Source organism: Sinorhizobium chiapasense (assembly GCF_036488675.1).
Taxonomy (GTDB): domain Bacteria; phylum Pseudomonadota; class Alphaproteobacteria; order Rhizobiales; family Rhizobiaceae; genus Sinorhizobium; species Sinorhizobium chiapasense.
The window spans coordinates 2,549,653-2,573,185 of the sequence record NZ_CP133148.1 but is presented as its reverse complement, the minus strand read 5'-3'; the positions used below and the strand labels follow the sequence as shown (position 1 = coordinate 2,573,185).

General features: G+C 63.5%; 21 protein-coding genes. 19 read left to right on the top strand and 2 right to left on the bottom strand.

Annotated features, from left to right (window positions below):
* Nucleotides 1-59 precede the first annotated feature (59 nt).
* The 12 genes from ftsW to ligA all read left to right on the top strand — a co-directional run bounded on the left by ftsW (nt 60) and on the right by ligA (nt 16,707).
* Nucleotides 60-1,214: a putative lipid II flippase FtsW gene (gene ftsW / locus RB548_RS12520; protein ID WP_331371629.1), complete on the top strand. Its 1,155-nt coding sequence runs from the start codon at nt 60-62 to the stop codon at nt 1,212-1,214.
* Nucleotides 1,215-1,217: 3 nt separating this feature from the next.
* A complete protein-coding gene (murG, locus tag RB548_RS12515; protein ID WP_331371628.1) occupies nt 1,218-2,342 on the top strand; it encodes an undecaprenyldiphospho-muramoylpentapeptide beta-N-acetylglucosaminyltransferase in 1,125 nt (374 codons plus the stop codon).
* The gene (gene murC / locus RB548_RS12510) at nt 2,339-3,748 is read left to right on the top strand and encodes a UDP-N-acetylmuramate--L-alanine ligase (RefSeq protein ID WP_331371627.1); all 1,410 of its coding nucleotides are present in this window, start codon (nt 2,339-2,341) and stop codon (nt 3,746-3,748) included. The genes murG and murC overlap by 4 nt, the downstream gene beginning before the upstream one ends.
* Before the next feature lie 2 nt (nt 3,749-3,750).
* Entirely contained in the window at nt 3,751-4,725 is a 975-nt protein-coding gene (gene murB, locus RB548_RS12505) for a UDP-N-acetylmuramate dehydrogenase (protein ID WP_331371626.1), read from the top strand.
* Between the two features lie 453 nt (nt 4,726-5,178).
* Entirely contained in the window at nt 5,179-6,105 is a 927-nt protein-coding gene (locus RB548_RS12500; RefSeq protein WP_331371625.1) for a D-alanine--D-alanine ligase, read from the top strand.
* Entirely contained in the window at nt 6,093-7,022 is a 930-nt protein-coding gene (ftsQ, locus tag RB548_RS12495) for a cell division protein FtsQ (RefSeq protein ID WP_331371624.1), read from the top strand. Before RB548_RS12500 ends, ftsQ begins: the two co-directional genes overlap by 13 nt.
* The gene (ftsA, locus tag RB548_RS12490; RefSeq protein ID WP_331371623.1) at nt 7,019-8,350 is read left to right on the top strand and encodes a cell division protein FtsA; all 1,332 of its coding nucleotides are present in this window, start codon (nt 7,019-7,021) and stop codon (nt 8,348-8,350) included. The genes ftsQ and ftsA overlap by 4 nt, the downstream gene beginning before the upstream one ends.
* Nucleotides 8,351-8,451: 101 nt before the next feature.
* Complete coding sequence (gene ftsZ / locus RB548_RS12485; protein WP_331371622.1) at nt 8,452-10,233, top strand: cell division protein FtsZ; 1,782 nt, start codon at nt 8,452-8,454, stop codon at nt 10,231-10,233.
* A 355-nt stretch (nt 10,234-10,588) separates the two neighbouring features.
* Entirely contained in the window at nt 10,589-11,542 is a 954-nt protein-coding gene (gene lpxC / locus RB548_RS12480) for a UDP-3-O-acyl-N-acetylglucosamine deacetylase (protein ID WP_331371621.1), read from the top strand.
* Nucleotides 11,543-11,807: 265 nt separating this feature from the next.
* Entirely contained in the window at nt 11,808-12,674 is an 867-nt protein-coding gene (locus tag RB548_RS12475; protein WP_331371620.1) for an outer membrane protein assembly factor BamD, read from the top strand.
* A 36-nt stretch (nt 12,675-12,710) separates the two neighbouring features.
* Nucleotides 12,711-14,384 carry a DNA repair protein RecN gene (recN, locus tag RB548_RS12470; RefSeq protein WP_331371619.1) on the top strand — a complete coding sequence of 558 codons (1,674 nt, stop codon included), beginning with the start codon at nt 12,711-12,713 and terminating at the stop codon, nt 14,382-14,384.
* A 169-nt stretch (nt 14,385-14,553) separates the two neighbouring features.
* The gene (gene ligA, locus RB548_RS12465; protein ID WP_331371618.1) at nt 14,554-16,707 is read left to right on the top strand and encodes an NAD-dependent DNA ligase LigA; all 2,154 of its coding nucleotides are present in this window, start codon (nt 14,554-14,556) and stop codon (nt 16,705-16,707) included.
* A gap of 120 nt (nt 16,708-16,827) precedes the next feature.
* Here the strand turns inward: ligA and RB548_RS12460 are convergent, their stop codons facing one another.
* Nucleotides 16,828-17,232, bottom strand: a complete 405-nt coding sequence (locus tag RB548_RS12460; RefSeq protein WP_331371617.1) for a VOC family protein — start codon at nt 17,230-17,232, stop codon at nt 16,828-16,830.
* A 117-nt stretch (nt 17,233-17,349) separates the two neighbouring features.
* Nucleotides 17,350-18,279: a LysR family transcriptional regulator gene (locus RB548_RS12455; protein WP_331371616.1), complete on the bottom strand. Its 930-nt coding sequence runs from the start codon at nt 18,277-18,279 to the stop codon at nt 17,350-17,352.
* A 105-nt stretch (nt 18,280-18,384) separates the two neighbouring features.
* On the opposite strand from RB548_RS12455, the gene RB548_RS12450 reads away from it, so the two are divergent.
* The 7 genes from RB548_RS12450 (at nt 18,385) to RB548_RS12420 (ending at nt 23,352) form a co-directional block, all read left to right on the top strand.
* Nucleotides 18,385-19,131 carry a 3-oxoacyl-ACP reductase family protein gene (locus tag RB548_RS12450; protein ID WP_331371615.1) on the top strand — a complete coding sequence of 249 codons (747 nt, stop codon included), beginning with the start codon at nt 18,385-18,387 and terminating at the stop codon, nt 19,129-19,131.
* Nucleotides 19,132-19,167: 36 nt separating this feature from the next.
* Nucleotides 19,168-19,767 (top strand): NADPH-dependent F420 reductase, encoded by a 600-nt coding sequence (locus RB548_RS12445; protein ID WP_331371614.1) that lies wholly within the window; start codon nt 19,168-19,170, stop codon nt 19,765-19,767.
* A 205-nt stretch (nt 19,768-19,972) separates the two neighbouring features.
* Complete coding sequence (gene panC, locus RB548_RS12440; RefSeq protein WP_331371613.1) at nt 19,973-20,848, top strand: pantoate--beta-alanine ligase; 876 nt, start codon at nt 19,973-19,975, stop codon at nt 20,846-20,848.
* 2 nt (nt 20,849-20,850) lie between these two features.
* Complete coding sequence (gene panB / locus RB548_RS12435) at nt 20,851-21,672, top strand: 3-methyl-2-oxobutanoate hydroxymethyltransferase (RefSeq protein WP_331371612.1); 822 nt, start codon at nt 20,851-20,853, stop codon at nt 21,670-21,672.
* Nucleotides 21,673-21,952: 280 nt separating this feature from the next.
* Nucleotides 21,953-22,672, top strand: coding sequence for an AzlC family ABC transporter permease (locus tag RB548_RS12430; RefSeq protein ID WP_331371611.1), 720 nt, complete (start codon nt 21,953-21,955; stop codon nt 22,670-22,672).
* Between the two features lie 3 nt (nt 22,673-22,675).
* Entirely contained in the window at nt 22,676-22,984 is a 309-nt protein-coding gene (locus RB548_RS12425) for an AzlD family protein (RefSeq protein WP_331371610.1), read from the top strand.
* A 128-nt stretch (nt 22,985-23,112) separates the two neighbouring features.
* Nucleotides 23,113-23,352: a hypothetical protein gene (locus RB548_RS12420; protein ID WP_331371609.1), complete on the top strand. Its 240-nt coding sequence runs from the start codon at nt 23,113-23,115 to the stop codon at nt 23,350-23,352.
* The last annotated feature ends 181 nt before the right edge of the window (nt 23,353-23,533 follow it).

The window sequence follows — 23,533 nt, the reverse complement described above, 5'->3', positions numbered from 1 at the left end:
GAGTCGGGCCTGAACGATTGACCTTGGCGCTGACCTGCGCCGGAAAAGGGGACAGACAGATGGTAAGCCGAGCCGAACGTGGCCCCGTGGCCGACTGGTTCTGGACGATCGACAGGTTTTTTCTGGCGACCTTCATCCTCCTGATGGGCGTCGGCTTCATGCTCTCCTTCGCTGCGAGCCCGCCGGTTGCCGAGCGGCTTGGCCTCGATAGCTTCCACTTCGTCAAGCGTCATGCGCTCTTCCTCTTGCCGTCGCTCGCGGTGATGGTCGGCATCTCCTTCCTTTCCCCACGCCAGGTCAGGCGCGCTGCAATCATCCTGCTCGGCGTCTCGCTCGGGATGATGGTGCTGGTTCTGTTCGTCGGTCAGGAGGTCAAGGGCTCGTTGCGCTGGATATCGATCGCCGGCATTTCGATTCAGCCCTCGGAATTCATGAAGCCGGCCTTCGTGGTCGTCTGCGCCTGGCTTTTCTCCGAGCATGCACGGCAGCCGGAAATACCAGGTAATCTTTTCGCCATCCTGCTTTTCGGCATTGTCGGCGCGCTTCTTGTCGCCCAGCCGGATCTTGGCCAGACCATCCTGACCACGGCGGTCTGGGGCGGCATGTTCTTCATGGCCGGCATGCCGTGGCTCTGGATCATCGTGCTTGCGGGCGCCGCGGTCGGCGGTTTCTTCGTCGCCTACACCATGCTGCCGCACGTCGCCGGCCGTATCGACCGGTTCCTGACCGGCGAGGGCGATACCTTCCAGGTGGACACGGCACGCGAAGCGATCATCCGTGGCGACTGGTTCGGTCGCGGTCCGGGTGAGGGCGTCGTCAAGCGCATCATCCCCGACAGCCACACCGACTTCGTCTTTTCCGTCGCGGCGGAAGAGTTCGGCATCGTCTTCTGCATGGCCATCGTGCTGATCTTTTCCTTCCTGGTCATGCGTGGTCTCAGCCATGCCTTCCGCGAGCGGAACGATTTCAACCGCTTTGCCGTTGCCGGTCTGGTGCTGCAACTTGGCATCCAGTCGATGATCAATATCGGCGTGAACCTCGAACTGCTTCCGGCCAAGGGCATGACCCTGCCGCTGATTTCCTATGGCGGATCCTCGATGGTGGCGATCTGCGTGACGGCCGGTTTCATCCTGGCATTGACCCGTCACCGGCCGGAGAAGCGCGCCGTGGAGCGCAGCCTCTTTCGATCCGGCGTCGGACTGCCGGCGGAGTAAGTCATGAGCAAAGGCATCATTCTCCTTGCCGCCGGCGGCACCGGCGGTCACCTTTTTCCCGCGGAAGCACTGGCGCATGAGCTGAAGGCGTCCGGCTACACCGTGCATCTGGTGACGGACAGCCGCGCCGAGCGCTTTGCCGGCAGGTTTCCGGCCGACGATATGCACATTGTACCTTCGGCGACGATCGGCTCGAAGAACCCGATCAAGCTGGCGCGATCCGTCTGGAAACTCTGGACCGGCTTGCGGGCTGCGCGCCGGCTGATCGCGCGCCTGAAGCCCAAGGCGGTGATCGGCTTCGGGGGGTACCCGACGGTGCCGCCGCTGCTGGCCGCGACGGGCATGGGTGTCCCGTCGATGATCCACGAGCAGAATGCCGTGATGGGGCGGGCCAACAAGATGCTGGCCTCGCGCGTGCAGGCGATCGCCGGAGGCTTTCTTCCCGAGGGCAGCGGGGCTTTCGCGACGAAAACGGTGACCACCGGCAATCCCGTTCGTCCGGCCGTGCTCGAAGCGGCGGGCATGCCCTATGCGGTTTCCTCGAACGACGCGCCGTTCCATCTGGTCGTCTTCGGCGGCAGCCAGGGCGCACAATATTTCTCGCAGGCGATCCCGCAGGCGGTCTGCCGTCTCGACGACGACGCGCGCCAGCGGGTGCGGGTCACGCAGCAGGCGCGTCCCGAGGACCGGGAAGGCGTTATCGCGGCCTACGACAAACTCGGCGTTCCGGCGGAGGTCTCTCCCTTCTTCAACGACATGGCGGCGCGAATAGCAGCCGCCCAGCTCGTTATCTGCCGCTCGGGCGCATCGACCGTGTCCGAGCTTGCGGTGATCGGCAGGCCGGCGATCCTCGTGCCCTATCCCTATGCGCTCGATCATGATCAGGCGGCGAATGCGGCCGCACTCGCGGCCAAGGGCGGTGCCCGGGTGATCGCGCAGGCCGAGCTCAGCGCCGAACGGCTTTCGGGTATCCTCGCCGATGCGATGAACAATCCACAGTCCTTGGCGCAGATGGCCGCCAGAGCCCGCGAAACCGGCAAACCGGACGCCGCGCGCTTGCTTGCGTCCCTCGTAGAGGCTATTGCCAGCGGTTTGACAGTCGAGAAATTCAAGGAAACACGCTCATGAAAATGCCGAAGACGATCGGGCTCGTACATTTCATCGGTATCGGCGGCATCGGCATGAGCGGCATCGCAGAGGTGCTGCACAATCTCGGGCACCGGGTGCAGGGTTCGGATCAGTCGGACAGCGCCAACGTGCAGCGACTTCGCGAGAAGGGCATCAAGATCTCCGTCGGCCACAAGGCCGAAAACCTCGGTGACGCCGAGGTGGTCGTCGTCTCGACGGCCATCAAGAAGGACAATCCCGAACTGATTGCTGCGCGCGAAAAGTTCCTGCCCGTGGTGCGGCGCGCCGAAATGCTGGCCGAACTCATGCGCTTCCGCAACGCGATCGCGATCGGCGGCACGCACGGCAAGACGACGACGACTTCGATGATCGCGGCGCTGCTCGATGCGGGTGGGCTCGATCCGACGGTCATCAATGGCGGCATCATCAATGCCTACGGCACGAATGCGCGCATGGGTGCCGGCGAATGGATGGTGGTTGAGGCGGACGAGTCGGACGGCACCTTCCTGAAGCTGCCCGCCGACATCGCAGTCGTCACCAATATCGACCCCGAACACCTCGACCACTATGGCAATTTCGACGCCGTGCGCGCTGCCTTCCGGCAGTTCGTCGAGAACGTGCCGTTCTATGGTTTCGGCGTGCTCTGCCTAGACCACCCCGAGGTGCAGGCGATGGTCGCCAAGATCGAGGACCGCAAGGTCGTCACCTATGGCGAGAACCCGCAGGCGGACGTGCGCTATCACAATATCCGCATGGACGGCGCGACCTCGGTCTTCGATATCGAGATCCGCCGCCGCCGTACCGGCCAGGTCATCACGATGAAGGACCTGCGGCTGCCCATGCCCGGCCGCCACAACGTTTCCAATGCCACGGCCGCCATCGCGGTCGCCCAGCGCCTCGGCATCAAGCCGGAGGATATCGCGAAGGGGCTCGCCGCCTTCGGTGGCGTCAAGCGGCGCTTCACGCTCACCGGCGAGTGGAACGGCACGCGTATATTCGACGACTACGGTCATCACCCGGTCGAGATCAAGGCGGTGCTGAGAGCGGCGCGCGAGGCCTGCCAGGGCCGGATCATCGCCGTCCACCAGCCGCATCGCTACAGCCGTCTCTCGAGCCTTTTCGAGGACTTCGCCTCCTGCTTCAACGATGCCGACACGATCCTGATCGCGCCGGTTTACGCCGCGGGTGAAGACGCGATCGACGGAGTGGATTCGGAAGCGCTGGTCAACCGCATCAAGGCGGCAGGGCATCGCGACGCGCGTAACGTCGCCGGGCAGGAGGCGATCGCGCCGATCGTCTCGAACATTGCGCAGCCGGGCGATTTTGTGGTTCTCTTGGGGGCTGGCAGCATTACCTATTGGGCTGCGGCCCTTCCCAAGGAACTCGCGAATATTTCAGGAATTTGAGCATGAAACAGGTTAACGGCCAGAAACTTCTCGAAGCGCTCGGAAGCGGCGTCAGCGCAGTCCGCGGACGCATCACGCCCGATGCACCGATGGACCGCGTGACCTGGTTTCGCGCCGGCGGGCTCGCCGAACTCATGTTCCAGCCGCACGACACGGACGATCTCGTGACGTTCCTGAAGCTCGTGCCGGAGGATGTCCCGGTGATGGTGATCGGCGTCGGCTCCAACCTGCTCGTGCGCGACGGCGGCATACCGGGTGTCGTCATCCGGCTTTCGGCCAAGGGCTTTGGCGATCTTGAACTCGTCGGCGAAAACCGCATCAAGGCGGGTGCCATCTGCCCGGACAAGAACATCGCTGCCATGGCGCTCGATCACGGCATTGGCGGCTTCTATTTCTACTACGGCATTCCGGGCTCGATCGGCGGCGCACTGCGGATGAACGCCGGCGCCAACGGCGGCGAGACGCGCGAGCGGGTCGTGGAGGTGCACGCCGTCGACCGCAAGGGCAACACGCATGTGCTGAGCAATGCCGACATGGGCTATGGTTATCGCCATACCGCGGCGGCGAAGGACCTGATCTTCACGCATGCGATTTTCGAAGGCTATCCGGAGGACAAGAACAAGATCCGCACCGACATGGACGCCGTGCGCCAGCATCGCGAGACGGTGCAGCCGATCCGTGAGAAGACCGGCGGCTCGACCTTCAAGAACCCGGAAGGCCATTCCGCCTGGAAGCTCATCGACGAGGCGGGTTGCCGCGGCATGATGATCGGTAGCGCGCAGATGTCGCCGCTCCATTGCAACTTCATGATCAACACGGGGCAGGCGACCGGCTACGAGCTCGAATATCTCGGCGAAACGGTGCGCTCCCGCGTGATGGAGCATTCCGGCGTGAAGCTGGAGTGGGAGATCAAGCGCGTCGGCAAGTTCATGCCGGGCTACGAGATCAAGGAATTCCTCGGCCGCGGCATCGCCTGAGCCGGGCAGTAACGGAGAGGGCCGCGGCGGGTTACCGTCGCGGCCCTTTTTCTTTGCTTGGAGCTGCCGTCAGCCGTGCCCCAGGGAAGCGAGAAGACGGTCATCAAGAATTGCCTGAAAGAACGGCTGAGCTCTGTTTAACGGCTGAGGCGGGTGTCCTCGCAGAAGGCGCAGTCGCCTTTGGGGAGCCCCGAAGCCATTATTTTCCGACTTCTGCACCCGTTTCTTAACGCGGTCGCGCAAGCCGCTGATTTTCCGCCTCAATGCCTTGTTTCGCCAGGCGGTTTCCGGCGCCAAACCTGATGCTCTTCATGAGAAGAGTTAACCAAAGTAAACACTTCATTAACCATAATGCCGTTCTAGTGACCCTGTTCGGTCGCCGGCGACTCGGCAGCCGGAATCAGCCAGGCGCAAGCAAGCATTGTGATAGTGGCGCGTTGTTTGGGGGTTTTGATGAGCGGCAGGCATGTTGCTGTCCTGATGGGCGGATTTTCCTCGGAGAGGCCGGTGAGCCTGTCTTCCGGGGCTGCATGCGCCGATGCCCTCGAGGCCGAAGGCTATCGCGTCACGCGCGTGGATGTCGGTCGCGACGTGGCTGCGGTTCTCGCCGATCTTCGCCCGGATGTCGCTTTCAACGCCTTGCATGGTCCGTTCGGCGAGGACGGCACGATCCAGGGTATTCTGGAATATCTCGAGATTCCATATACGCATTCCGGCGTGCTCGCCTCCGCGCTCGCCATGGACAAGGCGCAAGCCAAACATGTCGCCAAGGCCTCAGGCATTCCGGTTGCCGAGGCGCTGATCATGGATCGGCGGACATTCGGCAACGAGCACCCGATGAAGCCGCCCTATGTGGTCAAGCCGGTTCGCGAAGGTTCGAGCTTCGGCGTCGTGATCGTCAAGGAGGATCAGTCGCATCCGCCGCAGGTGATCACCTCGAGCGAATGGCGCTACGGCGATCGTGTCATGGTCGAGCGCTATATCGCCGGCCGCGAGCTGACCTGCGGCGTCATGGGCGATGTCGCGCTTGGTGTCACCGAGATCATTCCGCAAGGGCATGCCTTCTACGATTATGATTCGAAATACGTAAAAGGTGGTTCAAGCCACGTCATTCCGGCACGAATTTCACCAAATATTTACCAAAAAATACAAACACTCGCTTTGAAGGCGCATCAGGCAATCGGTTGCCGCGGCGTCAGCCGATCCGACTTCCGCTTCGATGATCGCGGTCCTGGCGAAGGCGAGTTGATCTGGCTGGAAATCAATACCCAGCCCGGTATGACCCCGACCTCCCTGGTGCCCGAGATGGCGCAGCATGCGGGCCTTCAGTTTGGTGAGTTTCTCAGGTGGATGGTGGAGGACGCATCGTGTTTGCGTTGAGGGGCAGAAGGGGCAGAAGGGTGCGTCACCCGCTCGGCGTCGCCGCTGAGACGGACGAGACGTTCGTGCTGCCGCGTCCATTGCGCAAGATCGTCCGTTTCCTGGTCAGCCTCGGTACGGGCCGGATCCGCTTTCCGGCGCATACCGGCACGCTGTCGGCTGCAGTCTTCTTCGCGGCGACGGGCTTTTACGGCATGTCGCTCGGCGGCCACACGCAGAACTTCGCGCAGGCCTCGACGACCGCGGCTGGCTTTGCCATCGAGGACGTGCGGGTTTCCGGCAATGAGCAGACCTCCGAGATCGATATTCTCCAGCAGCTTGGGCTAGATGGCACGACGTCGCTCGTGGCTCTCGATATCGCCGAGGCGCGCAGGCTGATCAGCGAATTGCCCTGGGTGCAGAACGTGACGGTGCGCAAGGTCTATCCGGGCACGATCGAGGTGAACCTCGAGGAGCGCAAGGCCTTCGGCATCTGGCAGCACGGTTCCGACCTGTCGCTGATCGAGCGCAGCGGCAGCGTCATCGCGCCGCTTCGCGACAACAAGTTCGCCGCCTTGCCGCTGTTCGTCGGCCGCGATGCCGAGACGGCCGCCGCCGGCTTCTACGACGAATTCTCCCGCTGGCCGGAGTTCCGCTCGCGCGTGAAGGCCTTTGTGCGCGTTTCCAGCAGGCGGTGGGATCTGCGCCTCGACAACGGCATCATCGTCAAGCTTCCGGAGGACGACATCGCGCGGGCGATGAAGGTTCTCTCCGCGATGGAGGAGAAGCATCAGCTTCTCGAGCGCGACATCGCCGCTGTCGACCTGAGGCTTGAAGACCGCACCACAGTACAATTGACGCCGGAAGCAGTTGCCCGGCGCGAAGTCGCGTTGAAGGCGAGGGAGAAGATGCTGAAAGCCCAGGAGAAGCGGATATGAGTTTGTTCGGTTCTTCCAATTTCGGTCTTCCGCGTCTGAAGCCGCTGTCTTCCAAGCGGTCGCATGTCGTCTCGGTGCTCGACATCGGCTCGACCAAGATCGTCTGCATGATCGGCCGGCTGACGCCGCGCGCCGAGAGCCAGATCCTGCCCGGTCGCACCCACAACATCGAAATCATCGGCATCGGCCATCAGAAGTCGCGCGGGGTGAAGAACGGCGTCATCGCCGATCTCGACGCCGCAGAAGGCGTCGTGCGCCTTGCGGTCGATGCCGCGGAGCGGATGGCGGGGCTGACGATCGACAGCATGATCGTCAATGTTTCCGCCGGCCGCCTGCAGAGCGACGTCTATACCGCGACGATCGATCTCGGCGGCCAGGAAGTCGATGCGAGCGATCTCAAGAAGGTCCTCGCCGCCGCGGGCCAGCAGTCGCTGCGCTCCGACCGGGCGATCCTGCATTCGCTGCCGACCGGCTTCTCGCTCGACGGCGAGCGTGGCATCCGCGATCCGTTGGCGATGTTCGGCGATGTCCTTGGCGTGGATATGCACGTGCTGACGGTCGAGCGGGCGGCTCTCAAGAACCTCGAGCTTTGCGTCAACCGCGCCCATCTCTCGGTCGAGGGCATTGTTGCGACACCCTATGCCAGCGGTCTTGCCGCACTCGTCGATGACGAGGTGGAGCTTGGCTGCGCGGCCATCGACATGGGTGGCGGCACGACGACGATTTCCGTCTTCGCCGAAGGAAAGCTGGTTCACGCCGATGCCGTCAGCCTCGGCGGCCACCATGTCACCACCGATCTTGCACGCGGACTTTCGACGCGCATCGAGGATGCCGAGCGGCTGAAGGTCGTGCACGGTTCGGCGCTGCCGAACAGCGCCGACGAGCGCGACATCGTTTCCGTCCCACCGATCGGCGAGGACGATCGCGACCAGCCGACCCATGTGCCGCGGGCGCTGGTTTCGCGCATCGTTCGCGCCCGCATCGAGGAGACGCTTGAGCTCATCCGCGATCGCATCCAGCGCTCCGGTTTCAGCCCGATCGTCGGCAAGCGCATCGTGCTGACCGGCGGCGCCAGCCAGCTGACCGGCCTGCCGGAAGCGGCGCGGCGCATTCTCGCCCGCAACGTCCGCATCGGCCGCCCGCTCGGCGTGTCCGGCCTGCCGGCCGCCGCCAAGGGGCCGGCGTTCTCCACGGCAGTCGGACTGATGATCTATCCGCAGGTCGCCGATCTCGAGACCCATGCTGCCCACGGCGGCATGTTCTCCACCTTCGGCAGCGGCAACAGCCGTATCGCCCGCATGGGGCAGTGGCTGAAAGAGAGTTTCTGAGCTTCGCCGATGCCGCAGGGCGTCGGACGTAACAGGTGTTTGAGTTTTGAAGGATTTGGCCGGCTCGGCAAGGCGGCCAGAAAACGAGAAGGAACAGTGATATGACCATCAACTTGCAAAAGCCGGATATTACCGAGCTGAAGCCCCGCATCACGGTCTTCGGCGTCGGCGGCGGCGGCGGCAACGCCGTCAACAACATGATCACCGCGGGACTGCAGGGCGTCGACTTTGTCGTCGCCAACACCGATGCGCAGGCGCTCACCATGACCAAGGCTGAACGCATCATCCAGATGGGTGTTGCGGTCACCGAAGGTCTCGGCGCCGGCTCGCAGCCGGAAGTCGGCCGCGCAGCCGCCGAAGAGTGCATCGACGAGATCATCGATCACCTGAACGGCACGCATATGTGCTTCGTTACCGCCGGCATGGGCGGCGGCACCGGCACAGGCGCGGCTCCGATCGTCGCCCAGGCCGCCCGCAACAAGGGCATCCTCACCGTCGGCGTCGTCACCAAGCCCTTCCATTTCGAAGGCCAGCGCCGCATGCGCCTTGCCGATCAGGGTATTGCCGAACTGCAGAAGTCGGTCGACACGCTGATCGTCATCCCGAACCAGAACCTTTTCCGCATCGCCAATGACAAGACGACCTTCGCGGACGCCTTCGCCATGGCCGACCAGGTCCTCTATTCGGGTGTCGCCTGCATCACCGACCTCATGGTCAAGGAAGGCCTTATCAACCTCGACTTCGCCGACGTCCGCTCGGTGATGCGCGAGATGGGCCGCGCCATGATGGGCACCGGCGAAGCATCGGGCGAAGGCCGCGCAATGGCTGCGGCAGAGGCCGCGATTGCCAACCCGCTGCTCGACGAAACCTCGATGAAGGGCGCTCAGGGCCTGCTCATCTCCATCACCGGCGGTCGTGACCTCACGCTGTTCGAGGTCGACGAGGCTGCAACGCGCATCCGCGAGGAAGTGGATCCCGACGCCAACATCATCCTTGGCGCCACCTTCGATGAAGAACTCGAAGGCCTGATCCGCGTTTCCGTCGTTGCAACCGGTATCGATCGCACGGCTGCGGAGGTGGCCGGTCGCACTGTTGACTTTCGTCCGGTAGCGCCGAAGCCGATCGTTCGCCCGTCCGCCGCAATCCCGGCCCAGCCGCAGCCTGTCGCCCACCACCAGCAGCCGGCACCGCAGCCGCAGCCGGTCGCTCAGCCTGTGCAGCAGCACAACACGGTCGATCAGATCGCTCTCGCAATCCGCGAAGCGGAGATGGAACGCGAACTCGATATCGCCACCCGCGCCCAGGTTGCCGCGCCGGTGCAGCCGGTACAGCAGGTGCAGGAAGAAGCCTTTCGGCCCCAAAGCAAGCTTTTCGCCGGCGCCGCGCCGGTGGAGGCCGCTCCCGTAGTGCGTCAGGCCCCGCCGGTGCAGCGTCCGGTCGAGATGCCGGTGCAGGCACAGGTCCAGCCGCAAATGCAGCCGCAGCCGGTCCGACACGAGCCGGCTCCGGTCATGCGCCAGCAGGCCGAACCGGTGCGCATGCCGAAGGTCGAGGACTTCCCGCCGGTCGTGAAGGCTGAGATCGATCACCGCGCGCAAGCCGCTCCCGCTCACCAGGAGGAGCGCGGACCGATGGGGCTGCTGAAGCGAATCACCAATTCGCTTTCCCGTCGCGACGATGACGATCACGGCGTCTCGGCCGACATGACGGCGGCAGCACCGAGTGCTGCATCCCAGCAACGCCGTCCGCTGTCGCCGGAAGCGAGCCTTTATGCACCGCGTCGCGGTCAGCTTGACGATCACGGCCGCGTCTCGCCGCAGGCGCGCTCGCACGAAGATGATCAGCTCGAAATCCCGGCATTCCTTCGCCGCCAGTCGAACTGATTTTGAAGGACTGTTCCTTCACCTTGCCGAATGCCCGGGCGACCGCCCGGGCATTTTTCAATTTTAGTTGTTATTTCAATGGCTTGCAATTTGTGTTGCGCACATGACAATTGCGTAACAATGCGAAACGAACAGTGATTTGGAATGGTGCCTCCAAAATCCTATTTTCAGCATCGGAATTGGGGACGCATACGATTCGATCGGGCGCTGTTAGTTCGAAGAGTCGAGGGTTCGGCCAATAGGTGCGGATTCTCGAGGTTCGGACTTGCGCCTTGAACATCGGTGCATCCTTTGTGTGTTTGGCCAAGGGCCTTATTGAGCGCCAGGGCCTTATCGAGTGAAAGTGAAGACGAGAATGGGAATTGAACTCCTCGGGTTTCAGACGACGATTGCGAACCCGGTCACGCTGAAGGGAATTGGCGTCCATTCCGGCACGGAAGTGTCGATCACCTTCCATCCGGCCGAGGCCGACGCAGGCATCGTTTTCCAGCGCGTTCTCGCTGGCGGCCGCGTCGCCGAGTTCAGGGCCGTCTCGTCGCAGGTCGGCAACACCGACCTCTGCACGGTTCTCGGCTTCTCGCCGGCGACGTCGATCGCCACGGTCGAACATGTGATGGCAGCAATCTACGCGCTCGGCCTCGACAACCTGCTCGTCGAGGTTCACGGCGCCGAAATGCCGATCATGGACGGCAGCTCCGAGCCCTTCATCGACGCGATCGAACAGGTTGGCCTGAGGGCACTGGCCGTCAAGCGCCGCTATATCCGCATCATCAAGCCGGTGCGCATCGACTCGGGCGCTTCCTGGTCGGAGTTCACGCCCTATGACGGCATGCGCTTCGAGGTGGAGATCGACTTCGACTGCCCGCTGATCGGCCGTCAAGCCTGGAAGGGCGATATGACGCCTTCGGTCTTCAAGCGCGAACTGTCGCGGGCACGCACCTTCGGCTTCATGCGCGACGTCGAACGGCTGTGGGCCGGCGGCTTTGCGCTTGGCTCGTCGCTCGAAAACTCGGTGGTGATCTCGGACGACAACACCGTGGTCAATGTCGAGGGGCTGCGCTATGCCGACGAGTTCGTCCGCCACAAGACCCTCGACGCCGTCGGCGATCTTTCGCTGGCCGGCGCTCCCTTCATCGGTTGCTATCGCTCCTATCGCGGCGGCCACAAGATGAACGCGAACGCGCTGAAGGCTCTGCTCAGCGACCCCACCGCCTACGAGGTCGTCGAAACGGCCACGCCGCGTCAGCGCACCCGCTCGCGCGACATGGTCGCCGTCGCCGCTCCGGGCTTTGCGCCCTGGTCCGCATAACAATAAAGTCAGTTTTTCTCCAGTCGCCGGCCGAAAGGCCGGCATTTTCATTGTGCGACGTGATTCCCGGAAGCCGAATTGAGGCCCGAGATATGCTTCCACGCCAAGTATTGGGTGGCTTTCATCCGTGGAAAACGTGCAAAGCACTGCATACCGCCACAAATTTGCATGAATTGCTGATCATGACATTGCGATCTTGAGGCAACTTGCTCTAAAACGCGCAGGTCTGGCGGGATGCGGTCCGCCGAATGAACGGGAATATTCGATGGTTCTTGCAGTTTCGCTCGACATGAGAAAATCGGTGCGCGTCGCCGCGGTCGTTGTTGCGGCTGTGGTTGGCAGCAGCCTGATCACGGCCTGCCAGAACGACCCCGATATCGATATCACCAAGCTCACGGCGGAAACCGATCCGCCGGAGGTTCTCTACAATCAGGGCCTTGCCAACCTCAATGCCGGCAAGACGACGGAAGCGGCGCGCAAGTTCGAAGCGCTCGACAAGCAGCACCCGTTCTCCGAATACGCGCGCAAAGCGCTGGTGATGAACGCCTTCGTCTCCTACCGCAACGGTCAGTATCAGGAAGCGATCAACGCCACCAGCCGCTACCTGAACCTCTACCCGCAGTCGGAAGATGCGGCCTATGCGCAATATATTCAGGGTCTCGCCTACACGAAGCAGATTCCCTCGGTAACCCAGGACCAGAAAGCGGCCGGCAAGGCGATCGACGCGATGCAGGCGGTCATCGATAAATATCCGGACTCCGACTACGTCGAGGATGCCCAGGCGAAAATCCGTTTCGCTCGCGACCAACTCGCCGGCAAGGAAATGCAGGTGGGCCGCTACTATCTGGAGCGCAAGGAATATCTTGCTGCCGTTTCCCGGTTCCGCGTCGTCGTCGAGCAATATCCGAACACGAACCAGGTCGAAGAAGCGCTTGCCCGACTCGTCGAGTCCTATTACGCCATGGGCGTGACAACGGAAGCGCAGACTGCGGCGGCGGTGCTCGGGCACAATTATCCGGACAGCCAGTGGTATGCCGATTCCTTCAAACTGCTGCAGTCTGGCGGGCTTGAGCCGCGCGAAAGCGGTACGTCCTGGATTGCGCGCGCAGGCAAGAGGCTCATCGGCGCCTGACCTGCTCGGCGCTCGACAAGGAAGATATGAACCCGGATGCTCGCGCAGCTCTCGATCCGCGATATCGTCCTGATCGAACGGCTTGACCTTACCTTCGATGCCGGGCTTTCCGTGCTGACCGGCGAAACCGGCGCGGGCAAATCCATCCTTCTCGACAGCCTCTCGTTGGCGCTCGGCGGCCGTGGCGACGGCTCGCTCGTGCGCCACGGCGAGGACAAGGGGCAGGTGACCGCGGTCTTCGATGTCCCGGCCGGCCACGCGGCGCGGCTGATGCTGCGCGAAAACGGCATCGACGACGATGGCGACCTGATTTTCCGCCGCGTGCAGTCGACCGACGGCCGTACCAAAGCCTTCGTCAACGACCAGCCGGTCAGCGTGCAGCTGATGCGGCAGCTCGGCCAGACGCTCGTCGAAATCCACGGCCAGCATGATGACCGTGCGCTGGTCGACACCGACGCGCATCGCGCGTTGCTCGACGCTTTCGGCGGCACGTCGGAGGCGGCGGAAGAGGTTGCCGCGTTTTACCGTGGCTGGCGGGACGCGGAACGCAACCTCAAGAAACACCGCGAGCGTGTCGAGGTGGCAGCACGCGAAGCCGACTATTTGCGCTCTTCGGTCGAAGAGCTGGAGACGCTTTCGCCGCGCGACGGCGAAGAGGAGGAACTGGCCGAGCGCCGGGCCCGGATGATGAAGGCTGAGCGGATCGCCGGCGATATCAGCGAGGCATCCGAGTTTCTGAACGGCAATACCTCACCGGTGCCATTGATCGCCTCGCTGGTCCGCCGGCTCGAGCGCAAGAGCCATGAGGCCCCGGGGTTGCTCGAAGAGACAGTGGAGCTTCTGGATGGGGCGCTGAACCAGCTTTCGGACGCGCAGATGGCGGTTGAGCGAGCACTGCGCAACACCGAATTCGATCCGAAGGAACTGGAACGCACCGAGGAGCGGCTCTTCGCGCTGCGTGCCGCAAGCCGGAAGTATTCGGTTCCTGTTGCGGAGCTGCCGGCGCTTGCCGTGCGGATGATCGCCGACCTTGCCGATCTTGATGCCGGCGAGGAGAAGCTGAAGCAGCTGGAAGTGCAGGTCGGGGAGGCCAGGGCGGCTTTCGACGCGGCGGCCCGGTCGCTTTCCGAGAAGCGCCACCATACGGCGGAGGCGCTTTCGGCCGCGGTGATGGCGGAACTGCCGGCGCTGAAGCTCGAACGGGCGCGTTTCATGGTCGAGGTCGCGAGCGACCCGGCCTCGCCGACCACTGACGGTATCGATCTCGTCGAGTTCCATGTGCAGACCAACCCGGGCACCCGGCCGGGACCGATCATGAAGGTCGCCTCCGGCGGCGAACTTTCGCGCTTCCTGCTGGCGCTGAAGGTGGCGCTTGCCGATCGCGGCTCGGCGCCGACGCTCGTCTTCGACGAAATCGACACCGGTGTCGGCGGGGCGGTGGCGGATGCCATCGGCCAGCGGCTGAAGCGGCTTTCCAGGAATGTTCAGGTGCTGTCCGTCACCCATGCGCCGCAGGTGGCGGCTCGCGCGGCGACGCATCTCCTGATTTCCAAGGGCCCGTCGGCGGAAAAATCCGAGACGATCGCCACGCGCGTCGCCCGCATGGACGACAAGGCGCGCACCGAGGAGATCGCCCGCATGCTTGCCGGTGCCTCGATCACCGAGGAGGCGAGGGCGGCGGCGGCTCGCTTGCTGGCTGGCAACGGCTGATTGTAGCTGCTTTTCCTCCCCGCAGATTTCTCTACAGCGCCGCGCGTCCCAACAGACGCGTGAACGGTCGCCGTAGCACTTTGAATTGCTGCGGAATTTTATCCTCAAATCCGATTCCGATTTCGGGAATCATGCAGTAAAAACGACTCCCAATTCGGAGTCGTCGCCCATGTTGAGTGAAAGAAAACCCGTCGAGCAGTTGACCGAATCGGAAGCGGCCGAAGAGCTTGCCTTTCTTGCGGCGGAGCTCGCCCGTCACGATGCACTTTATCACGGGCAGGACGCCCCCGAAATCTCGGATGCGGACTATGACGCGCTGAAGCGGCGCAACGACCTGATCGAGGCGCAGTTCCCCGCGCTCATCCGCGAGGACAGCCCTTCGCGCAAGGTTGGCGCGGCCCCCTCGCTGACCTTCCAGCCGGTCGTCCACGCGCGGCCGATGCTGTCGCTCGACAACACGTTCTCGGACGAAGACGCCCGCGATTTCGTCGCCGGCGTCTATCGCTTCCTTGGGCGGCTTCCGGATCATTCGATCGCCTTTACCGCCGAGCCGAAGATCGACGGGCTTTCGATGTCGCTGCGTTATGAAAACCGGCGCCTTGTGACGGCCGCGACACGTGGCGACGGCACGACCGGTGAGAACGTCACCGCCAATGTCCGCACGATTGGCATGATCCCCCAGAGGCTTCCGGCCGACGCCCCGGATGTCGTCGAAGTGCGCGGCGAGATCTACATGGCGAAGTCGGACTTTGCCGCGCTCAATGCCGAGATGGCGGCGCAGGGCAAGCCGCTCTATGTCAACCCGCGCAACACCGCCTCCGGGTCGCTCCGACAGCTCGACGCCAAGGTGACGGCGAGCCGCAAGCTCCGCTTCTTCGCCTACGCCTGGGGGGAGATTTCGGCGATGCCGGCAGACACCCAGCTCGGCATGGTCGAGACCTTCAAGGCGTGGGGCTTCCCGGTCAATCCGCTGATGCAGCGTTTCTCGTCCGCGGACGAGCTGCTGGAGCACTATCACCATATCGAGCGCGAGCGGCCCGATCTCGACTACGATATCGACGGCGTGGTCTACAAGGTCGATCAGCTCGACCTGCAGGCGCGCCTAGGCTTCCGCTCGCGTTCGCCCCGTTGGGCGACGGCGCATAAGTTCCCGGCTGAACAGGCCTTCACGCGGCTCAAGGGCATCGACATCCAGGTCGGCCGCACCGGCGCGCTGACGCCGGTCGCGCGGCTGGAGCCGATCACCGTCGGCGGCGTCGTCGTCACCAATGCGACCCTGCACAACGAGGACTATATCCGCGGCATCGGCAATAGCGGCGAACCGATCCGCGAAGGGCGCGACATCCGCATCGGCGACATGGTCATCGTCCAGCGGGCAGGGGACGTCATCCCGCAGATCGTCGACGTGGTCATGGACGAACGTGCCGAAGGTGCAGAGCCCTACAAATTCCCGACCACATGCCCTGTCTGCGGCAGCCATGCGGTGCGCGACATCAACGAAAAAACCGGCAAGGTCGATGCGGTTCGTCGCTGCACCGGCGGTTTCGTGTGCCGGGCGCAGGCAGTCGAGCACATGAAGCACTTCGTCTCGCGCAACGCCTTCGACATCGAGGGGCTCGGATCCAAGCAGATCGAGTTCTTTTTCGAAAGCGAAGACGAGAATCTGAGGATTCGCACTGCGCCAGAGATCTTCACGCTTGAGCGTCGGCAGGAGGCCTCGCTCACCAAGCTGGAAAACATCGAGGGCTTTGGAAAGGTCAGCGTCAGAAAGCTTTTCGATGCGATCAAGAATCGACGCTCGATTGCGCTCCACCGTTTCATCTATGCACTCGGTATCCGCCATGTGGGCGAGACGACGGCGAAGCTGCTCGCGCGCTCCTATGGCAGCTACGATCACTTTGGCGCGGCGATGGTCGAGGCTGGCAGCTTTGCCGGCGACGCCTGGAACGAGCTCAACAGCATCGACGGCATCGGCGAGGTCGTCGCCCGTGCGATCGTCGAGTTCTACAAGGAACCGCGCAATGTCGAGGTCGTCTCGCGGCTCCTGGAAGAAGTGACGCCGGAAAGCGCCGAGATGCCCGTCACAACCAACAGCCCGGTCGCCGGCAAGACGGTGGTCTTCACCGGCTCGCTCGAAAAGATGACGCGCGACGAGGCCAAGGCGAAAGCGGAAAGCCTTGGCGCCAAGGTCGCGGGCTCGGTCTCGAAGAAGACCGACATCGTCGTCGCCGGTCCGGGTGCCGGCTCGAAGCTCGACAAGGCCCGCGAACTCGGGGTCCAGACCATGGATGAGGACGAGTGGCTGGCGCTGATCGGCGGGTGATCCGCCGCCCTATTGAGGCTTTGAAGCGATTGCGTCTTTCGCGGCGCAGACGCGCCGCGGAGAGAATCTTGAGATCGCAAGCATTTCCGGCTGGGTGCTCTTCCGCGCCGGTTCAGCCGGTCACGCCGCCTGCTCGGCCGACATGTCCATCCACATGAACTCCCAGGCATGGCCGTCGAGGTCCTGGAAGCTGATGCCGTACATCGAGCCGTAGTCGATCGCTGGCTTCCATGGTTTGCCGCCGGCGGCGAGCGCCTTGGCGAGCATGTCGTCGCACTCGGCGCGGCTCGCCGCGGACAGGGCGGTGATGACTTCCGTGCCCTTGGCCGTGTCGCTGATCTCGCCTGTGATGAAATCGCGGAATTTCGGCTCGGTCAGCAGCATGGCGAAGATATTGTCGTCGATGACCATGCAGGCGGCCGTGTCGTCCGAGAACTGCTCGTTGAAGGTGAAGCCGAGGGCTGAAAAGAAGGTCCGGGAGGCTTCCAGGTTCTTCACCGGCAGGTTTACGAAAATCATGCGCATGGGATGCTCCTCGTGAGAATGTTTATTGCTACGTGGCAAGGACGAAGCGCGGCTTCGCCAGCCGACAGGCGGAGACGAATTTTAACTGGAGTTCGGGCGGCGGCTTTCAAGCGCGGATCAGCCGAGGCTGCCGGCAAAACGTTCTGCGAGTCGCTGCCGCTTGAAGTGATCGGCGACGAAATCGATGAAGACGCGCGTCTTGGTGGGCAGCAGCGTGCGGCTGCCGTAATAGACCGATATCGGGCCGGCATCGGCGTACCACTTGGGAACGAGCCGGATAAGCGCGCCGGATTCCAGATGGGGCAATACGTCCGGCACGGCTATCAAAGTCACGCCGAGGCCGAGGAGGGCTGCACGGCACATAGCGGCCGGATCATTGATGACGATCGTCTCCTTGGGTGCTGCGGCCATTTCCTCGCCGGCGGCGTTGCGCATCATCCATTGGCGGACGCGGCCGGTGCGCGCCGAGCGCATGACGACGCCGTCAAGCTCGGCGAGGCCAGCGGGATCGAGCGGCAGAGTTCGGCCGGCCACATAAGCGGGCGAGGCGACGGCGACGATATGGGCGGGCGCCAGCACGCGCGAGACGATGCCGGGCGAGAGCTCGAAGCCGCCGCCGATTGCTGCGTCGAACCCCTCGGCGACGAGATCGACCTGCCGGTTGTCGAACTGCCAGTCGATCCGGATCCCGGGATACCTTTTCAAAAAAACCGGCAGCAGCGGCAGGATGTGGTCGGTGCCGAAGGTCGGGCTGAGGCTGACCTTGAGCACGCCCGCAGGCTCCCCCCGTTCGCCGGCCGCTTCGCCGATCGCCGCCTGCAGTCCTTCGAGATTATCGCGGATTGCCGCCAGGAAGCGTTCACCGTCCTCCGTCAGGGTCAGCTTGCGGGTAGAGCGATGGAAAAGGCGAATGCCGAGGTTTCTTTCGAGCATCGCGACGTTGCGGCTGACGGCCGCCGGTGTCAGGCCGAGTCGCCGGGCAGCGCCGGCGAAGCCGCCCTGTTCGGCACTACGGACGAAGGATTCGAGGTTGACCAGCGTTTCCATGGAATCTCAAGTGATCGTTGAAGATGATGAAAGCGATTGCCGACTAATTTTAGCGGAATGAAATGGCAATATCCACTCCATCGAAACCTCAACGGAGTGAAGAGAATGTCCAGCCAGAACCTTCAGGGAAAAGTCGCCCTCGTCACCGGCGGGTCCCGCTCGATTGGCGCTGCCATCGCCAAGCGCCTTGCAGGCGACGGTGCCGCCGTCGCCATCACCTATCACGGCTCGCCCGAGAAGGCGGCCGCCGTGGTTGACGCGATCAAGGCCGAGGGCGGCCGGGCCCTCGCCATCAGGGCCGATGCCGGTGACGCTGCGGCGGTGCGCGCCGCGGTCGTCGGGACCGTCAAGACGTTCGGCGGGATCGATATCCTCGTCAACAATGCCGGCATCGCGCTCGGCGGTCCGATCGACGAGATCACCGAGGCGGATTACAATCGAATGATTGCGGTCAATGTCACCGGCGTCTTCGTTGCCACGCAAGAGGCGGTGCGCAACATGAAGGCGGGTGGACGCGTTATCCACATTGGCAGCTCGATGGTGCGCTACGCCGCTTTTCCGACCGCCTCGCTTTACACGCTGACCAAGGGTGCGGTCGCCGGCTTCAACCGCAGCCTGGTGCGCGACCTCGGGCCACGTGGCATCACCGTCAACACGGTGCATCCCGGACCGACCGACACCGACATGAACCCTGATGGCGGGCCGGTTTCCAAGATCGTCGGTCCCGGCATGGCAATCGGCCGTTATGGCAAGCCGGACGAGATCGCGAGCGTCGTCGCCTATCTGTCGAGCCCCGAGGCCGCCTTCGTTACTGGTGCCGACATCGTCGCCGACGGTGGCTTCACCGCCTGAGGTCGGAGCGACTCGCAACATTGAAAGGAAGTCGCCATGTCCATCGGTATTATAGGATCCGGCAACATCGGATCGGCCTTTGCCCGGGCGCTCGCCCGGGCGGGCATCCCGGCCGTCATTTCCAACAGCCGCGGGCCGGAGAGCCTGAAAGAGCTGGCCGGCGAGCTCGCCCCTTACATCGCCGCCGGGACGCGCGAAGACGCCGCAAGCGCTGACATCGTGCTTGTCGCGGTCAACTGGTCGAAGCTTCCCAAGGCACTTTCCGGTCTGCCGGATTGGAACGGCCGGATCGTCATCGACGCGAACAACCCGATCGAGGCGCCGCTCTTCAAGCCCGCCGAGCTCGGCGGGCGGCTTTCAAGCGAGGTCTTCGCCGACCTCGTCCCCGGCGCGCGCGTCGTCAAGGCCTTCAACCATCTGCAGCCGCACCTCGTTTCCGGCGATCCGAAGGCAGAAGGCGGCCGCCGCGTGCTCTTCTTCTCCGGTGATGACGCCGCCGCCAAGGGGAAAGTCGGTGGGCTGATCGACCGGCTCGGCTTCTTCGGCATCGATCTCGGCCCGCTCTCGGTCGGCGGAAAGCTCGCCCAGTTTCCCGGTGGTCCGCTGCCTGCGCTCAATCTCGTCAAGTTCGATTAAAATGAGGCAGGCCGGCGATCCGGCCTGCTTCTTGAACCCGGCGACCCTCTCTCACGCACCATTTCCATTTGTCTTTTTGCGCTGCACAAGATAGAGCTGTGCAGCCAAAATTTGTGCAATTGCCTTTTCGCGGGGCTCGCCATGGGCCATATCAGCGAAACGGGGCGCGCCACACCGCTGCCCCGGCGGATTGGAGGGTCCGAAGATGAAAACGATCACCACCATCGCCGAACTGCGCGCGGCTCTCGTCGAGCATCGGCGAGCGGGGAAGAGCATCGGTCTGGTCCCCACCATGGGCTATCTTCACGTCGGCCACATGGAGCTTGTGCGCCGGGCGCGCAGTGAGAACGACGTGGTCGTCGCCAGCATTTTCGTCAATCCGCTGCAGTTCGGGCCGAACGAGGATCTTGCCAAATATCCGCGCGATCTTGCCCGCGACCAGGCGATGCTTGCCGACGGCGGCGTCGATTTTCTCTTCGCACCCGGCGTTTCCGACATGTATCCGCGTCCAATGGAGACCGTGGTCGACGTGCCGAAGGTTGGCTCGGAACTCGAGGGGTCGGTCCGGCCGGGCCATTTCGCCGGCGTCGCGACGGTCGTCACCAAGCTCTTCAACATCGTTCAGCCGGACCGCGCCTATTTCGGCGAGAAGGATTTCCAGCAACTCCAGATCATCCGCCGCATGGTCGAGGATCTGGCGCAGCCCGTTTCGGTTATCGGCGTGCCGACAGTGCGCGAGACCGATGGCCTCGCCTGTTCGTCGCGCAACGTCTATCTGACCGCCGACGAACGTCGCGCCGCCGCGATCGTGCCGAAGGCGCTGGACGAGGCCGAACGGCTGATCGCGGGTGGCCTGACCGAGCCTGCCGCGTTGGAGAAGGGTGTTCTCGATTTTCTGTCCACGGAACCGCTGGCGCGGCCGGAGGTCGTTGCGCTTCGCGATCCGGAGACGCTGGAGCCGATCGAGGAAATCGGCGAGAAGCCGGTTCTGCTGTTGCTTTTCGTCCGCTTCGGCACCACGAAGCTGCTCGATAACCGCGTTATCGCACCGAAATCTGCCCATTTTGCAAAGGTAGCCTGAGAATGAGCGTACACACCGCGAAGCGGCGGCTCAGCCCCGCCAATATCGAAGCCCTGAAGGGTGAACGCCCGATCGTCAGCCTCACTGCCTATACGACGCCGATCGCGCGCCTGCTCGATCCGCATGTCGATTTCCTGCTCGTCGGCGATTCGCTCGGCATGGTGCTTTACGGCCTCGACACCACAGTCGGCGTGACGCTCGACATGATGATCGCGCATGGTCAGGCGGTGATGCGCGGCTCCGAACGCTCCTGCGTCGTCATCGATCTTCCCTTCGGCTCCTATCAGGAATCGAAGGAGCAGGCCTTCCGCAGCGCCGCTCGCATCCTGAAGGAAACCGGCTGCAGCGCGGTGAAGCTGGAGGGCGGTGCGGAAATGGCCGAGACCGTCGATTTCCTCGTCAGCCGCGGCATTCCGGTGCTTGGCCATGTCGGCCTGATGCCGCAGCTCGTCAACACCACGGGCGGATACCGCTCGGTCGGCCGCAACGAGAAGGAAGTAGCGAAGATCCGCCGCGACGCCAAGGCGATCGACGATGCCGGGGCATTCGCGATCGTCGTCGAAGGCACGGTGGAGCCGGTCGCCCGCGAGATCACCGCGACCCTGCGTTCGCCGACCATCGGCATTGGCGCGTCGCCCGCCTGCGACGGCCAGATCCTCGTGTCCGACGACATGCTCGGCATCTTCAACGACTTCAAGCCACGTTTCGTCAAACACTTCGCCGAGCTCGCCCCGGCGATCTCGAAGGCGGTCGAGGAGTATGCCAACGAGGTGAAGGCGCGGACCTTCCCGGGAATCGAGCATACATTCCAGGTGAAACGCTGATCGCACGGACGATCGTAACCTTGCCCCTCACCCTGGCCCTCTCTCAGCATGCGGGGAGAAGGTCGCGGCAGCGGGATGAGGGGCCGCGGAACCGAATGACGCAGAGCGATCGGATCAAGGGTCGCTGCTCCCGTCGTCGGAACAAGAGTGGCGACACTCCTAACCATCAGAAGAATCAATCACTGCATCAGCGCAATTGAATTGTCGCGGCGTGTGGCAGCGCCTATCTGTCCCCCATGCCGGTTCGCGGACGTGCCTCCGGTTTCGGCGGAGGATGATCATGAACAGAGACGATTTCCGGGCGGGCCTTCGCGGCGGCTTTCCCGTCATGCTTTCCGCGTCGCCCTTCGGCGCGCTCTTCGGGGCGCTTGCGGTCGACAACGGCTTTTCGGTTGCTGACGCCGTGTTCATGAGCGCCACCGTCTATGCGGGCGCCAGCCAGATGGTCGGCATCGAACTCTTCGGCAACAACGTCCAGCCGTGGCTGGTCGTGCTTTCGGTCTTCGCGGTCAACTTCCGCCACGTGCTCTATTCGGCCTCGATCGCAAAGCACATCCGCCACTACACGCTCGTTCAGAAGCTCTTGGCTTTCTTCCTGCTGGTCGATCCGCAATATGCCGAAAGCGAGAGGCGGGCGGAGCGCGGCCTGCCGGTGACCTTTTCCTGGTACCTCGGCTTCGGCCTCGTGATCTATTTCCCCTGGATCCTCAACACGCTGATCGGTGCCCTGTTCGGCCAGCTGATCGGCGATCCGAAGGCGATCGGCCTCGACGTGCTGCTGCCGATCTATTTCCTCGGGCTCGTGCTCGGCTTCCGCAAGCGCGATCGCTTCCTGCCGGTGGTCGCCACCAGCGCCGTCGCCTCCGTTGCCGCCATGCACTTCGTCGGCTCGCCGTGGCATGTCAGCATCGGCGCGCTTGCCGGCATTCTGCTCGCGGCCGTCCTTCCGCCGGAGCATCGCCTGCGGCAGGAGCACGCGCCCGTGGAAAAGGAGGCCTGAGCCGTGGATGCACAGCACCTCAACCTGATCTACCTGATGGTCGCCGCCGCACTCGCCACTTTCGCGACCCGCTTCGGCGGCTATGTGCTGATCACCCAATTGAAGCGCATTCCGCCGCGGCTCGAGGCGGCGCTGAACGCCGTCCCGGCGGCGGTGTTGACGACCCTGGTTGCGCCGGCCTTCGTCTATGGCGGCTTCGACGTTGCTGCGGCGATGCTCGTCGCTTTCGCAATTGGGCTGCGCTTCTCGACGCTGCGCATGCTGCTTGTCGGCTGGGTCGTCGTAATGGTGATTCGGCACGCGATTCTGTAGATCTCTCGTCCTGGCCGCTACCGGCGGTGTTAGCCGGGGCAGCCCGCCATTGGCGCGGGATCGATACTGGGCTATCATCCAGTGGTTGCCGGAGAGGCATCGGTCCTCCGGCCTTGGAGGAGCGACCCATGATTATCAGGATTTCGATTGCGCTTTTGCTGGCGCTCGCGCCTGTGACGGCTTTCGCCAATCAGTGCCCCACCATGATGGCGGCGATAGACGCGGCCCTGCCGAACGCCTCCCTTTCCGAAGCCGACATGGCCAAGGTCAAACAGTTGCGCCAGCAGGGCGAACAACTGCACCAGTCCGGCGATCACGCTGGCTCGGAGGCAGCGCTTGGCCAGGCGAAGAAAATGCTGGGAATCTGAATGGAAGAGCCGGGAGGTGCACCCACGGTCTTCCAGCTGCAACCTGAAGCGCGGTCAAGCCCGCGAATGTCCGTGCTCATCGGCGTGAATCTGCACGCCGGCTCCCCAAGGATTTGCGGTGCGGCAAGCGGCGTTGCTGCACCTTTCAGGCCTGGTCGACTGACGATTCTCAAATCAAACG

What these genes read in the sequence shown, in the direction of transcription:
- ftsW (WP_331371629.1), top strand. Translation starts at nt 60, where the DNA reads ATGGTAAGCCGAGCCGAACGTGGCCCCGTGGCCGACTGGTTCTGGACG.
- murG (WP_331371628.1), top strand. Translation starts at nt 1,218, where the DNA reads ATGAGCAAAGGCATCATTCTCCTTGCCGCCGGCGGCACCGGCGGTCAC.
- murC (WP_331371627.1), top strand. Translation starts at nt 2,339, where the DNA reads ATGAAAATGCCGAAGACGATCGGGCTCGTACATTTCATCGGTATCGGC.
- murB (WP_331371626.1), top strand. Translation starts at nt 3,751, where the DNA reads ATGAAACAGGTTAACGGCCAGAAACTTCTCGAAGCGCTCGGAAGCGGC.
- RB548_RS12500 (WP_331371625.1), top strand. Translation starts at nt 5,179, where the DNA reads ATGAGCGGCAGGCATGTTGCTGTCCTGATGGGCGGATTTTCCTCGGAG.
- ftsA (WP_331371623.1), top strand. Translation starts at nt 7,019, where the DNA reads ATGAGTTTGTTCGGTTCTTCCAATTTCGGTCTTCCGCGTCTGAAGCCG.
- ftsZ (WP_331371622.1), top strand. Translation starts at nt 8,452, where the DNA reads ATGACCATCAACTTGCAAAAGCCGGATATTACCGAGCTGAAGCCCCGC.
- lpxC (WP_331371621.1), top strand. Translation starts at nt 10,589, where the DNA reads ATGGGAATTGAACTCCTCGGGTTTCAGACGACGATTGCGAACCCGGTC.
- RB548_RS12475 (WP_331371620.1), top strand. Translation starts at nt 11,808, where the DNA reads ATGGTTCTTGCAGTTTCGCTCGACATGAGAAAATCGGTGCGCGTCGCC.
- recN (WP_331371619.1), top strand. Translation starts at nt 12,711, where the DNA reads ATGCTCGCGCAGCTCTCGATCCGCGATATCGTCCTGATCGAACGGCTT.
- ligA (WP_331371618.1), top strand. Translation starts at nt 14,554, where the DNA reads ATGTTGAGTGAAAGAAAACCCGTCGAGCAGTTGACCGAATCGGAAGCG.
- RB548_RS12460 (WP_331371617.1), bottom strand. Translation starts at nt 17,232, where the DNA reads ATGCGCATGATTTTCGTAAACCTGCCGGTGAAGAACCTGGAAGCCTCC.
- RB548_RS12455 (WP_331371616.1), bottom strand. Translation starts at nt 18,279, where the DNA reads ATGGAAACGCTGGTCAACCTCGAATCCTTCGTCCGTAGTGCCGAACAG.
- RB548_RS12450 (WP_331371615.1), top strand. Translation starts at nt 18,385, where the DNA reads ATGTCCAGCCAGAACCTTCAGGGAAAAGTCGCCCTCGTCACCGGCGGG.
- RB548_RS12445 (WP_331371614.1), top strand. Translation starts at nt 19,168, where the DNA reads ATGTCCATCGGTATTATAGGATCCGGCAACATCGGATCGGCCTTTGCC.
- panC (WP_331371613.1), top strand. Translation starts at nt 19,973, where the DNA reads ATGAAAACGATCACCACCATCGCCGAACTGCGCGCGGCTCTCGTCGAG.
- panB (WP_331371612.1), top strand. Translation starts at nt 20,851, where the DNA reads ATGAGCGTACACACCGCGAAGCGGCGGCTCAGCCCCGCCAATATCGAA.
- RB548_RS12430 (WP_331371611.1), top strand. Translation starts at nt 21,953, where the DNA reads ATGAACAGAGACGATTTCCGGGCGGGCCTTCGCGGCGGCTTTCCCGTC.
- RB548_RS12420 (WP_331371609.1), top strand. Translation starts at nt 23,113, where the DNA reads ATGATTATCAGGATTTCGATTGCGCTTTTGCTGGCGCTCGCGCCTGTG.